At 36.4% G+C, this 14,285-nt stretch carries 10 protein-coding genes and 2 tRNA genes; 6 read left to right on the plus strand and 6 right to left on the minus strand.

Annotation, left to right across the window (positions count from 1 at the left end):
* Positions 1-193: 193 nt before the first annotated feature.
* Positions 194-2,311: a glycoside hydrolase family 97 protein gene (locus tag DB891_RS00900; protein ID WP_116759654.1), complete on the plus strand. Its 2,118-nt coding sequence runs from the start codon at positions 194-196 to the stop codon at positions 2,309-2,311.
* A 119-nt stretch (positions 2,312-2,430) separates the two neighbouring features.
* On the opposite strand, the gene DB891_RS00905 is transcribed toward DB891_RS00900, so the two are convergent.
* From DB891_RS00905 to DB891_RS00925, 5 genes are all read right to left on the minus strand, one after another.
* Positions 2,431-3,780: a DUF5689 domain-containing protein gene (locus DB891_RS00905; protein ID WP_116759656.1), complete on the minus strand. Its 1,350-nt coding sequence runs from the start codon at positions 3,778-3,780 to the stop codon at positions 2,431-2,433.
* 17 nt (positions 3,781-3,797) lie between these two features.
* On the minus strand, positions 3,798-6,635 hold the full coding sequence (locus tag DB891_RS00910; RefSeq protein WP_116759658.1) for a TonB-dependent receptor: 2,838 nt from the start codon (positions 6,633-6,635) through the stop codon (positions 3,798-3,800).
* A gap of 278 nt (positions 6,636-6,913) precedes the next feature.
* Positions 6,914-8,125 carry an MFS transporter gene (locus DB891_RS00915; RefSeq protein WP_116759660.1) on the minus strand — a complete coding sequence of 404 codons (1,212 nt, stop codon included), beginning with the start codon at positions 8,123-8,125 and terminating at the stop codon, positions 6,914-6,916.
* Positions 8,126-8,219: 94 nt separating this feature from the next.
* Positions 8,220-9,260 carry a Gfo/Idh/MocA family protein gene (locus DB891_RS00920; protein ID WP_116759662.1) on the minus strand — a complete coding sequence of 347 codons (1,041 nt, stop codon included), beginning with the start codon at positions 9,258-9,260 and terminating at the stop codon, positions 8,220-8,222.
* A 121-nt stretch (positions 9,261-9,381) separates the two neighbouring features.
* Positions 9,382-10,452 carry an NADH:flavin oxidoreductase/NADH oxidase gene (locus DB891_RS00925; RefSeq protein WP_116759664.1) on the minus strand — a complete coding sequence of 357 codons (1,071 nt, stop codon included), beginning with the start codon at positions 10,450-10,452 and terminating at the stop codon, positions 9,382-9,384.
* A 200-nt stretch (positions 10,453-10,652) separates the two neighbouring features.
* On the opposite strand from DB891_RS00925, the gene rseP reads away from it, so the two are divergent.
* From rseP to DB891_RS00950, 5 genes are all read left to right on the plus strand, one after another.
* Complete coding sequence (gene rseP / locus DB891_RS00930) at positions 10,653-11,996, plus strand: RIP metalloprotease RseP (protein WP_116759666.1); 1,344 nt, start codon at positions 10,653-10,655, stop codon at positions 11,994-11,996.
* A gap of 162 nt (positions 11,997-12,158) precedes the next feature.
* A tRNA-Asn gene (locus DB891_RS00935) sits at positions 12,159-12,232 on the plus strand.
* A 50-nt stretch (positions 12,233-12,282) separates the two neighbouring features.
* A complete protein-coding gene (locus DB891_RS00940; protein WP_116759668.1) occupies positions 12,283-12,570 on the plus strand; it encodes a GIY-YIG nuclease family protein in 288 nt (95 codons plus the stop codon).
* A 169-nt stretch (positions 12,571-12,739) separates the two neighbouring features.
* A tRNA-Asn gene (locus tag DB891_RS00945) sits at positions 12,740-12,813 on the plus strand.
* Between the two features lie 58 nt (positions 12,814-12,871).
* Positions 12,872-12,973: a GIY-YIG nuclease family protein gene (locus DB891_RS00950; RefSeq protein ID WP_116759670.1), complete on the plus strand. Its 102-nt coding sequence runs from the start codon at positions 12,872-12,874 to the stop codon at positions 12,971-12,973.
* Positions 12,974-13,177: 204 nt separating this feature from the next.
* Here DB891_RS00950 and dinB read toward each other — a convergent pair whose 3' ends face one another.
* On the minus strand, positions 13,178-14,260 hold the full coding sequence (gene dinB / locus DB891_RS00955; protein ID WP_116759672.1) for a DNA polymerase IV: 1,083 nt from the start codon (positions 14,258-14,260) through the stop codon (positions 13,178-13,180).
* Positions 14,261-14,285: the final 25 nt, after the last annotated feature.

Below are 14,285 nucleotides of genomic sequence, written 5' to 3' on the forward strand. Positions count from 1 at the left end.
CAACTGCTTGTTTATCAATTATTTGTGTTAATTTTAAAAAACCATAATCTACTTTTTTATAACGGCTGAATTATTCAAGGTCTAAAGAATCTACTTTTACTTTGACGAAAATGACATCTCATTTTTATAAATTAATAAATCGATTTCGTCAAAAGCTATTTGAAAAACCAATCACTAATTTACCTTTAAAAAAATGAAACATTTACTTTATACCGCTTTATTCTATTTTTTGATTTTGCAGTGTGCCAATTCACAGCAGTTGAAATCCCCCAATGGAAAATTTACAATGGAGTTTACATTACAAAGTGATGGAACTCCAAGATACAGTTTAACTTATAAAGACAAAATTGTCATAAAGCCCAGTAAATTAGGTCTTGAACTAAAAAATGATAAAAAATCATTATTGAATGATTTTACTGTTATTGATACGAAAACAGCAACTTTTGATGAAAATTGGAAACCAGTTTGGGGAGAAGTAGCATCAATCCGAAATTATTATAACGAATTGGCAGTAACATTAAATCAAAAAGAAACCGATAGACAAATTGTTATTCGTTTTCGTTTATTTGACGATGGTCTTGGATTCCGTTATGAATTCCCTTCGCAAAAAAACCTTACTTATTTTGTAATCAAAGAAGAAAGGACCCAGTTTGCCATGACAGGAGATCATACCGCATTTTGGATTCCTGGAGATTATGATACACAAGAATATGATTATACGACCTCAAAATTGTCTGAAATCAGAGGCTTGTCAGAAAAAGCAACTACTGCAAATGTTTCTCAAAAGTCATTCTCTACAACAGGAGTTCAAACTTCACTTATGCTAAAAACAGTGGACGGATTGTATATCAATTTGCATGAAGCGGCTTTGATTAATTACTCTTGTATGCATTTGAATCTGGATGATAAGAACATGATATTCGAATCCTGGTTGACACCAGATGCCAAAGGCGACAAAGGATATATGCAAGCTCCAAGCCATTCACCTTGGCGTACTATAATTATTAGTGATGACGCAAGAGAAATTCTGGCTTCTAAAATGACATTAAACTTGAATGACCCTAGCAAAATAGAAGATACTTCATGGATAAAACCAGTGAAATATGTAGGTGTTTGGTGGGAAATGATTACTGGAAAAAGTTCATGGGCTTACACGGATGAATTCCCAACGGTACAACTTGGTGTTAGTGATTTTTCAAAAGTAAAACCAAATGGCAAACACGGTGCTAATACCAACAACGTTAAGAAATATATTGATTTTGCAGCTAAAAACGGTTTTGATGCGGTTTTGGTTGAAGGTTGGAACGAAGGTTGGGAAGACTGGTTTGGACACTCCAAAGATTATGTTTTTGATTTTTTAACTCCCTATCCGGATTTTGATGTCAAAGGGTTACATGAATATGCAAAATCAAAAGGAATTAAAATGATTATGCACCATGAAACTTCTGGATCCACACGTAATTACGAGCGTCATATGGACAAAGCGTATCAGTTTATGAAAGACAATGGTTATGATGCTGTAAAAAGTGGTTATGTAGGTGATATTTTACCAAGGGGTGAAAATCATTATGACCAATGGATTGTAAATCATTATCAATATGCAGTTGAAAAAGCAGCCGATTACAAAATTATGGTAAATGCACACGAAGCTGTTCATCCAACGGGAATTTGTAGAACGTATCCCAACTTAATTGGTAACGAAGCCGCAAGAGGAACAGAATACCAGTCATTTGGTGGATCTAAACCAAACCACGTAACGGTATTGCCTTTTACACGTTTAGTGGGAGGACCAATGGATTATACTCCAGGAATTTTTGAAATGGATTTAAGCAAAATCAATCCTGACAATCATTCCCATGTAAATAGTACATTAGCGAATCAACTGGCTTTATATGTTACAATGTACAGTCCGTTGCAAATGGCCGCAGATTTACCGGAAAATTACGATCGATTTGCTGATGCATTTCAGTTTGTCAAAGATGTCGCGGTAGATTGGTCTGACAGTAAATATCTTGAAGCGGAACCAGGTCAATATGTAACCGTAGCCAGAAAAGCAAAAAGAACTAACAACTGGTTTATTGGGAATGTAAATGGATATGAGCCTCGTACTTCAAACATCAATTTTGCTTTCTTGGAAAAAGGTAAAAAATACACTGCCACCATTTATGCAGATGGAAAAGATGCCAATTACAAAACAAATTCACAAGCATATACCGTTCGAAAAATACAGGTAACCAATACCTCTAAACTTTCCCAACTAAGTGCAGCTGGAGGTGGTTATGCGATAAGTATTATCGAAAATAAAAAATAAGAAGTCTATCTCATAAACAGATTAAGATTGGCTTTTTGGACACAGATTCCACAGATTTACACAGATTATTTTGTGGAAATTTGTGGAATCTGTGTTTAATATATATACTATTTAAAGATTTATTTATCCCCAAAAATTTGCACATCATCTACCTGAAAAGCACCATCCAAAGCAAGGTTTTTTCCTGAGCCGGTGTACTTGAAAGCAATATTTATTTTACCCGTATAGGATGATAAATCTACCCCTCCAGAACCCACAAATTGATACCAAGGTGTGGCTTGTTTGGGCAATACAACTTTGAGCGGAAGCCAAGTCGCTTTAGCAACATTCAAACCATCAAAATCATTAGAAACATACACTTCGAGCGAATTTAAAGGAGAATCCACATCCAAGTGATGCTGTGCCGATCTAAAAGTGAGTATTTCTTTGGCATGCAAATCCATATCTATTTTTGGAGAAATCAGCCAAGCTATATTGGATGCCACTTTGGTTCCTGTAGTATTAAACTCGGCATAACCATTTCCTGCATACAAAGTTCCCAACCAAAATTTTGTCCCTTTTTGCACTAAATTGGTCCAACCTGGAAGATTGAGTTTGGTATTGGTTTCTACACTTTGAAAATTTTCGGCAAAGAACGGAACGGAAGCGACACCTGTAAACGCTATATCTTTTTCAGATCGTGCCAACAGTTGATAATCTGAGCCAAATTTGGTCAAAACCCCACGTACTTTTCCGCTTCCGTCGGGAACAATTTTATCGGCAAAATCAGCAAAACTGCTTGTTCGAAATAAAACTTGATTCCCTAATCTATCGGTCAAGCTCCAATTGGTAGCTCCTCCAACATCATTGGATTCTTCATAATAATGACGTCCAATGGCATCAGTGGTAAATTGCACATCCGACAATTCAACCAGTGTATTGATATTCGAATCCTGCAACAAATCGGGTATAGAAATAGGACGAACCAGTTGTTCCTCGCTTACCATTGTGCAAGAAGCATTCAAGACTTTTTTATAATCGTTCGGAGAAATTCGACCAACGCCTCCTTCATTATAGGTATTGACATAAATACTCCCAATACGCATTCCTCCAAAATAAATGTCGGTATATTGATCTTTCATTTTGAGATACACTTTATTCCCTAATCGAAAATCAATGTAGGTATTCGAAGCATCTACAGGAACACTAAAACCCATTGCTGGTATTGTGGCTGTTGCCAAAGTCTGAAACGAAATGGTCTTAAAAAAATTTCCAGACTCATCACTGGAAACCACATACGCTTCTATAACATCATCGTATGTATATTGCGTCACTATAGAACTTGTAGCGGCTCGAACTTCTTCAACGGTGCGATTCACTTTCAAATCGGGTTGGTTACAACTCAATTTTGGCACATTAAACTCCTCCTTTGTACAGCTACAAAAAATCGTTGCAATTCCTAAAAAAACGGCATAGAATTTTATCTTCATATTCTTTATTTTAAAATTTATAAATTGATGTACAGGTTTACAAAATACGTCCTCCCGTAACCGTAAAAATATTTATTTCCAAAATTGGGTGTTCCGCTAGAAACATCTTGGTTGAGTTGCCTGAAATTGGCATTTCTGGCTTGCTCATAACCACCTGTTTTATAAGTCAAATCCAAAACATTATTTATGGTAGCAAAAAGTCCTATATTCTTTCCTTTTACTCTCCAAGATTTTCCTCCCGAAATGTTTAACAAAGTGGTGGGCTCAAAAGCTTCTTGGGTCAATAATTCTCTGGCTCGTTCCTCGGTAGCTTCCGGAAAATTGAAACCACTTTCGGGATTTTTATAGAAAGTAGCCGTTCTGGAAATAGGAGAAATATCTATAAAACTATTGGCCAAATAATTGATATTGGCACCAATCCACCAATATTTGGGGTCTCGATATTCAATTCCTAAAGCGAAAGCCTGTTGAGGCATTCCCGCCTGATGGTAATTTTTTAATGATGAAGTTCCAAAATCAAATACGGGATTTGGATTTTCAATAGTGGCTTGAGCGTCGTTGGTTATGGTAACATTGGGATTGCTATCGTACGTATATTGGCCATAAGCTGCGGAAAAATTAGTCATTAGCGTTGGACTCAATTGGTATTGAAAACTGAATTCGGCTCCTAAATTTTTCTTGTCTAGCTGTGTTAATGTCTGGCTCACAAAAGCATCAGTATTGGCATATCCCGCTCCATCATCAAATATTCCTTCGGCATAAAAGAAAGAAGTTTGTGTAATATTCTTTATAGTGGCATAAAAAAGTGTGAGTCGGGTTTGCCATTTGGGAGTGCGATAAAAATAACTAACATCCAAACTGCTTATTTTTTCATTTTCTAAACCCGCAACAATCGAATTGTTCAAACGAGAATTCGGAAACGTGTTCCTGATGGTTGGCGCATTGGAAAGATATGCTCCGTTAAAATTCAATTGTTGTTTACCCGAAATTTTGAAAAGCATTCCACCTTTAAAACCAAAATTCTCAAACTGTACTTTCTCGCTTTTCCCAAAAGAATTGGTGGCATAGATTCCGTTTTTATATAAACCTTCCCTTTTATAATTGGTGCTTATAAAGTTTTGTGCCAAATAAAAATCGACTTTATCATAGGTAAATTTAAAGTTGGTAAAAAGGTTTAACGTATTCGCATCATAATTAAAATTGTAGCCATAAGTTTCCCCCTCCACAACTTGTCTGTTGGGATGATTCAAATCCGATTGCGCCTGATTTCCGTTGTAAAACACGTCAATATCGTCAAAATACAAACCTCCCAATAAATCCGTTAATTGTTGGTAATTATGGGATTGTAAATGACTGTAAAAACCTCCGGCTGTCAAGAAAAGATTGTCACTCAATTGTGTATTAAAGGTAGAATTGGCCTTTATCGTTTGGTCCTCTGTTCGGTCTTCGTACAAAACATAATTACTTTTTGCGGAAGCATAGCCTGATATTTTCCCATTGGCATCTATAATTGGAGATTGATTCGCATAATACAAAGCGTTCCAATCGATTTGATTATTGGCTAGAAACATCTCTTTGCTTTTGTCAGCATTCTCATAATCGGGTATAAATGCTCCCGAAAACTCACCATTATCTGAGGCATACAGCGAACTGTAATAACTGGGCATTTTTCTATAATAGGTCGGGTCTGGACTATTGCCATTTTGGTAATCAATATTACTGTTTGTAATTTTACCAAATTGATAGGTCAAGCTTGAATTCAGCGTGGTATGATCGTTAAGGGTAAAAAAATGATTCAGCATCAAGATAGGCTCCTCAATCGTTTTTATTCTGGCATTCCGCTTTTTGCCATCTTGCCAACCCCAATACGAATTGTAGTTGTAGCTCGTTAATTCGGTAACTTCGGCTGTGTTCGGCGAATTTTTGGCTCGGGAATTGGGTGTGTAAAATCCAGAGAAATTCAACGAATGCTGGTCGTTTATTTTCTTTTCTACACTGATGAAACCCGCTACCGCATTGTAATTGGTTCCCTCAAAATATCCTTCCTCAGCCCAGCGAGTTCCTGCCGAAACCACATAAGCCCATCCTTTACCATTCATTCCAGATGCATAGGTTCCCATCATTCGCCAAGAATAATTGGTATTGGTACCCGAAAAGGAAAGAATCATACCCGGTTTGTAAATCGAAGCACGAGTGTTGATTTCTTGGGTGCCCAAAATCCCGCCAAAAGCATAATCCGAAGGAAAAGATCCTACGGTAAATTCTTGATTTCGGGTCACATTATTCAATCCTCCCCAGTCGCCCCACTGTGGTCTTCCGTCAAAAAGTTTGTTCATCGTAACGCCATTGATCATCGTAGTGGCATATTGACTGTCTAACCCTCGAATTCTAAAACGGGCTTGCCCCCAATTGAAAGCTGCCGCTTGTTGAAAAGCATCTCTGGAGGATTGCAAAAGTCCCGAAGTACTTTCGGATCCACTATTATCATCGCTCAAATCACTTTCAAGGAGTGTGATTATCCCTGTTTGCTGCACTGACGTTTGATTGTCTTCTAATGGAATAGCGCCCAAATCTAGCATTTGCTCCTTAACAATTACAATAGGAAACAATGCGTCTTTGAACCCTTGACTATGTAAAAGCAACAATTGACTCCCAGGAGAAACGGAGTAAAAACTAAAAATACCATCACTCGTTGTGCGTTGCATGAGGGGTGTATTTTGGATAGTTACCACCACATTTTCTAATGGCTTTTGGGTTTTAGCATCAATGATTTTTCCCATAATTCCTGTTGGTTTTTGGGCAAAAACAAAAGTCATATTCAATAAAAAAAGCATTCCTAACAAAAATTTATCCATACCATATTCTTAAACTCATTGGATATGCTGCATGCCAAATATTGCAAACTGCACATCCAAAAATTAGATTCGTTTTAAAAAAGGATAAAAAAGTTTTGGAAAAAAAGTGGCACTAAGACACTAAATCAAATGTGGTATTTTGAATTTCAATCGGATAAAATAATAACAGATTGAAACCGAAGCGATAAACTTAAGAAAAAAAATTATTAACTAATTAGTAAAAAGTACTTATTTTCTTAATTATAACAAAATTGAAGAAATATTTTATAATTCTAGCCTTAGTCAATAGCTTTGATTCGAGTCACCATAAAGGCAATGAGAAACCCAAAAATCCCAATAAAAGCGAAAGAAAATCGCAAACTTGAAATTTCGGCAATGTATCCTATTATGGGAGGCCCCATCAAAAACCCCAGAAAACTAACACTGGAAACAATAGTCAAAGCTTCACCCGCAGGGACCGTTGGATTTTTACCAGCAACACTGTAAACCGTAGGAACAATGGTTGATACCCCAAAACCAACTAACATAAAAGCAATGGTTGACGGAATTATAAAAGGAAAAATAACTGCGGTAAAAAGCCCTACGGAAATCATTATACCTCCTATTTTTAAAATCAATTTCTTTCCATGTCTATGGATTAAATAGTCGCCAAAAAATCGTCCACTTGCCATTGTAATCATAAACGAAGTATAGCCCAAAATCACCAATGCTCCGGGAACTTGGATCACATCTTTAAAATAAACACCACTCCAATCAAACATTACCCCCTCGCTCGCCATGCAACAAAAACCAATTACTCCCAGCCAAATTAAAGCACTGTCTGGTTTTGAAAATAGTTTTTTCTTTTCCGTTTTTAAGGTCTCTTTGGCTTTAATCAGAAATTTAAAATTAAAAGCAATCAACAACAATACGATTATTGCCACTATTAAAAAATGTTCATAGGGTGTCAATTCAAAAGCCAACATTCCCAAACCTACCAAAGCACCTAAAAATCCAGCCAAACTCCACATTCCATGAAAAGAAGACATAATGGTTTTTTTATAAAGGACTTCGGTATAAACGCCTTGTGTGTTTACGGCAATATTGGATAGATTTCCAAATATTCCAAACAGGAATAAACCCAGCGATAATTGCCAAGTATCTTTGGCCAACCCTAAATTGGTTAAACTAAAAACGTATAATAGTAAAGAGAAAATCAAAACACGGTAACTGCCAAAACGAGTGACTAATTTACCCGAAAAAGGCATAATCACGAGTTGCCCTAGCGGAATAGCAAACAATACACTCCCCAAACTCCCATCACTCAAGTGTAAAGCCGTTTTAATATCTGGAATTCTACTGGCCCAAGTCGCAAAACTCAAACCCATACCGAAATAAAACATCGAAACAGCCCATCTAATTCTAGATAAGTAAGAAGCCTTTATGTCCTTATAGGTTTTCTTGTATTTGGCTTTGGTTCGTGACCTTCCAATAAAGTTTAAATCTATCAAAATGATTGTTTTAGGATTATTTTTTTCAAAAGTACAAAAAGAAAAAAGGCTTATACACGATCACTTCATTAACTAAAAATTACAACGTTATTGTTTATAAGTCTATGGCTTTTCTATGAAAACTACTCTGAATTGCGGCTTCAATGATTTCCATCACTAGCAAACCTTCTTGAGCAGTTACTGGTTCTTTGGTGTCACTAACAATCGACTCATAAACACCTTCAAAAAAATCATAATAGTTACCCTGTAAAGTTGGAATTTTCTCTTTAATAATTTTGTTGTCTATCTCTGTATGCAACAATCCTTCGTTACCCTTAGCCTCTTTACCCCATGAACTAAGATTTGGTTTTTTGCCCAATTTTAATTCGTCCTCTTGCACATCACCACGAGATTTCAAGAAAGAACCTTTTTTTCCGTGAATAACATACGCAGGATTGGCTTCTCTAACAAAAAAACCAGCTTTCAATCGCACTCTAAAATTCGAATAATAAAACAAAATATCGATCCAATCGTCTACTAAAGAATGTTCCCGTGTCACTCGAATATCGGCAAAAACAGCCAATGGCATACCAAACAAATACAGTGCTTGATCAATTAAATGCGGCCCTAGATCCTTTAGAATTCCAGCGCCAGAATTGACGGTTTCTTTATGTCCTTTTACACTCAAAAGCGGATTGTAGCGATCAAAATGAAACTCGGCCTCCACCAATTCCCCCAATACTTTATCGGAAACGACTTGTCGCACGGTTTTAAAATCACTATCCCATCTTCGGTTCTGGAAAACCGAAAGTTTTAATCCTTTTTCTTTAGCCAAATTTACCAATTCCTGAGCTTCGGCAACTGTAGTCGTAAAAGCTTTTTCAACCACAGCATGTTTGCCGGCAAGCAATACTTTTTTAGCATATTCAAAATGAGTTCCTACAGGCGTATTTACTATAACCAAATCAATGTCATCCTGAAGTACCGCATCAAGAGTGGCATAACTTTTTACATTTGGATAATCCAGTTGAATGAGTTTCTTGCTTCTTTCCCAGGAACCAACCAATTCAAATCCATCGTGAAATTCTATAAAAGGGGCATGAAAAACTTTTCCAGACATTCCATAGGATAGTAGTGCAGTTTTAATTTTTTGCATATATTTTTATGGTAATTTACAATCCTGCAAGGTTTCCAAAAACCTTGTAGGTCTGATTTTTAAATTTAACACCTACAAGGTCAAAAAAAGACCTTGCAGGAAAAAACGCTTAAACAGTAACTTATCTTGTTTTTGCTCGTTCGTATTGTTTCGGCCATTGTACATCAACTCCTAACTCTTGGGCAAAATCCAAACCTAAATTTGGATTTCTAAGCGACTCTCTGGCAAACAAAACCAAATCGGCTTTTCCGTTTGCGATAACATCTTCTGCCTGTTGCGACGTTGTAATCAAACCCACTGCTCCCGTCAAAATTCCAGTTTCCTTTTTTATCTGTTCGGCAAAAGGAACTTGATAATTAGGGCCTAAAGGAATTTGTTGATGAGACACTAATCCGCCTGAGGAAACATCGATTAAATCGACACCTATTTCTTTTAATATATTTGAAAGGCGCAAAGATTCTTCACTATTCCATCCCCCATCTGCCCAATCTGTGGCCGAGATTCTTACCAATAAAGGAAATTCTTTAGACCATTCAAACTGAACTGCTTGGACAACTTCTAGAAGCAACCGAATTCTATTCTCAAAAGAACCACCATACTCATCTGTCCTTAAATTAGATAAAGGCGAAAGAAATTGGTGCAATAAATAACCGTGAGCCGCGTGAATTTCAAGCACTTGATATCCAGCCTGAACCGCTCTTCTGGCTGCCAATTTAAAGTCGGAAATTACTTTTAGTATCCCTACAAAATCCAATCGTGTAGGTACATGCTCATAATCATGAAAAGCTATAGCACTTGGTGCAACTGTTTCCCAACCTCCTTGATTTTGAGCCAGTTTTTTATTGCCATACCAAGGAGACGAAACACTGGCTTTCCTTCCTGCATGAGCCAACTGTATTCCCGGAACCGAATCTTGACCAATAATAAACTTGGTAATAGACTGTAATTTTTCGATGTGATCATCACTCCATAAACCTAAATCACTAGGAGAAATTCTGCCTTCTGGAGAAACGGCTGTGGCTTCCTGAATGATTAAACCAGACCCTCCTGTAGCGCGACTACCAAGATGCACCAAGTGCCAATCATTGGCAAAACCATCTTCAGCCGAATATTGACACATGGGCGAGATCGCTATTCTGTTTTTGAGTGTAATACTTTTTATTTGTAGATGAGAAAATAATTGTGACGACATAAATACAAGGGTATTAATGTTTTAAACTAGATAGCGTTAAAACAAGATTTTTATGTAGTAAAGTTATTGCACTAAGTTCAAAATTAAAACGAAAAATGCATTAATTAACAAACATTTAAAACGATACCCAAAAATATAGCGCAAATAATAAAATAGAAAATAGTACTTTTGTCCGTCATTAAAGAACCGAAAATTAAAAAATGGAAATAGTTATCAAGCTTTCTCAATTTTTATTGAGCTTATCATTACTTATTATACTTCACGAATTAGGACATTTCATCCCAGCAAAATTATTCAAAACCAGAGTCGAGAAATTCTATTTGTTTTTTGATGTCAAATATTCCCTTCTAAAAAAGAAAATCGGAGAAACCGAATATGGTATTGGCTGGTTGCCTCTTGGTGGTTATGTAAAAATATCTGGAATGATCGACGAGAGTATGGACAAGGAACAAATGGCTTTGCCTCCACAGCCTTGGGAATTTAGATCCAAACCTGCTTGGCAACGTTTGATTATTATGTTGGGGGGGGTAACAGTAAACTTTATACTTGCTTTCATTATATATATAGGTATGGCATATGCTTATGGAGATTCCTATATTGCAAATGCCGATATGAAAGACGGTCTTTTGATAGAAAACCAAGCGATGATCAATGCCGGATTCAAATCTGGAGACAAAATCGTTGCTGTTGATGGAGAAAAGATTGTACGTTTTGACAAAGAAATCAGTTCTAAAGTTATTTTAGCCAAAGAAGTTGTCATTGATAGAAATGGTGTCGAACAAACGATTAAAATGCCAAATGACTTTGTTGACCAATTGTCTAAAGTCGAGAAAGTACCATTAGTTAACATTCGAATTCCATTTGCAATTACAGAAGTGCCTGCAGAGTCTTTAAACAAAGAGCTTAAAGCAAAAGATATAATTGTGTCCTTAAATGGTCAAAAAACAAAATATTCAGACGAAGTAAAATCTATTTTAGAAAAAAACAAAAATAAAACCATTCCTGCTGTCGTTTTACGCGATCAAAAAGAAGTGCCTGTTAACGTAATTGTTTCTAATGCTGGAAAAATGGGGATTTATTCTGGAATTTTAGGGCTTCAATCACTTGAAAAATTAGGCTATTACAAAATTACACATCAAAAATACAGTTTCCTGGAATCAATTCCTTTTGGAATTCAAAAAGGAAAAGACCAATTGGTAGGATATGGTAAACAATTAAAAATGATTTTCAATCCAGAAACCAAAGCTTACAAACAAGTAGGTGGTTTTAAAGCCATATTTGACATTTTTCCAAGTTCTTGGAGCTGGGAAGTTTTCTGGAGCATCACAGCCATATTGTCGATAATGCTTGGTGTTATGAACTTATTGCCTATTCCGGCGCTTGATGGTGGACACGTAATGTTTTTACTATTTGAAATCGTAAGCGGTAAAAAACCAAGCGACAAATTCCTGGAAAATGCTCAAATGGTTGGTTTCGTATTACTTATAAGCCTGCTGCTTTTTGCTAACGGAAATGACATTTACAAGGCCGTAATTGGCAAGTAAAAAAGAATGATTTTTTTGCATTATTTGTTTGCAACAACCAAATAATATCATATCTTTGCACCGCTTTAAAAGTGAACAACACTTTCCTTCTTAGCTCATCCCGATAGCTATCGGGAGGTTAGAGAAAAAGTTCTTAAATTGATAAAATAAAAACATACAGTTTCCTTCTTAGCTCAGTTGGTTAGAGCATCTGACTGTTAATCAGAGGGTCCTTGGTTCGAGCCCAAGAGAGGGAGCTTTTTAAAAGCCTGACAGCAATGTCAGGCTTTTTTGTTTATATTTGTTTATGAATCATTTCGTTTATATTTTATACTCTCCCACAAAAGACACCTACTATATTGGAGAAACTTCCGATTTAGAAAATCGTCTTCATTGGCACAATAGTGGCGAATTCAAAAGTGCCTATTCAAAAATAACTAATGACTGGACGGTGTTTTTTTCGTTCGAATGTCAGGATATTATTCAGGCTAGAAAAATTGAAAAACACATTAAATCAATGAAGAGTAAAATCTACCTACAGAACCTGAGTAAACATCCTGAGATGAGTAAAAAACTAATAGATAGACACCCATAGTCAATACTTTAACAATTATCAGAAAATAATCCATCCAAAATGATAGTCTTTTTTTTGTTTAAAACTCAGCAAAATCAACACTTAAAAAGGTTTTAAAAAATTTAAAAAAACATTTGCTACATTCAAATAAAAGCATATCTTTGCACCGCTTCAAAAGTGAATCACACTTTCCTTCTTAGCTCAGTTGGTTAGAGCATCTGACTGTTAATCAGAGGGTCCTTGGTTCGAGCCCAAGAGAGGGAGCATTATCAAAAAGACTATCAGCAATGATGGTCTTTTTTTTTGCCTAAAATCGATAAATATGAACTGTGTTTACATCTTGCATTCTGCTAAACTAAGCCGATTCTATATTGGATATACTTCCGATTTTGATACAAGACTTGAATTCCATACCGAATCTTAGATTATCGACTCAGCAAATGTGATTGCTTCGTTCCTCGCAAAGACATGCGCAACGTCATTGTCAGGAACGGAGCAATCTCACTAGCAAAATCAACCACCATCATTTGAGGTTGCTTTACTTTTACAGTTCAAATACAAATCAATCAAAAGAACACAGCACTATCAATAAGGACTCAACTATCACCCAAGCAAATGCCTTTCCGAATCAAAAATCAAATTTCAGCTGAACCACAATCGTTTTTTTGATTTCCGTATTTAAGTTGCTCAAAGAAATGCCTAGAAGCCGAACCGAATCTTTCATTTTTTCTTGGTATAACAACTCCTTAACCGTTTCTAGAATCAACGCTTTATCCGAAATGAAATAAGGCATCGTCTTACTGCGCGTTTGTTGGGTAAAATCGCTGTATTTGATTTTTAGAGTAATGGTTTTACCTGCAATATTGTGTTTTTTCAAACGTCGTTCTAATTCGTGGGCTATTTTTTCAAGCTTTTCGACCATGAATATCACAGAAGAAAGATTACTGTCAAAAGTATGCTCGGCTGCAACCGATTTTGTAATTCGATCCGATTTTACTTCACTGTTGTGAACGCCCCGAACTACATTATAATAGAAAGCACCCGACTTACCAAAATGCTTTTCCAGAAATTCAACCGATTTACTCTTAAGGTCCAAGCCCGTAAAAATTCCAAGTTGAAACATTTTTTCAGTAGTCACTTTCCCTACCCCATAGAATTTTTGAATGGGTAGTTGTTCCAAAAAAGAAATGACTTCGTCTGGATTGACCGTTTTTTGACCGTTGGGTTTGTTATAATCACTCGCAATTTTGGCAACAAATTTATTGACCGAAATCCCAGCCGAAGCCGTTAAGCCTACTTCATTAAAAATACGCAATCGAATCTCCTGAGCCAATAAACCAGCACTAGGGTTTCCTTTTTTGTTTTGGGTGACATCTAGATATGCTTCGTCTAACGAAAGAGGCTCGACCAAATCTGTATAATCACGAAATATCTTGTGGATCTTTTTGGAGATTTCTTTGTAACGATCAAAACGAGGTTTTACAAAAATCAGTTCTGGACAATACTTTTTGGCCAAAACACCACTTATAGCACTTCGAACCCCAAATTTTCTGGCTTCATAACTGGCTGCTGATACCACTCCGCGATTTTCGGCACCACCTACAGCAATGGGCTTTCCCCGCAATTCAGGATTATCCATTTGCTCTACCGAGGCATAGAAAGCATCCATGTCGATGTGTATGATTTTTCTATTTGGAACGGATTCGAGCATTGTACAAATTTAGAAACGTTTTGAA

This window comes from Flavobacterium laiguense (assembly GCF_003097655.1).
Taxonomy (GTDB): domain Bacteria; phylum Bacteroidota; class Bacteroidia; order Flavobacteriales; family Flavobacteriaceae; genus Flavobacterium; species Flavobacterium laiguense.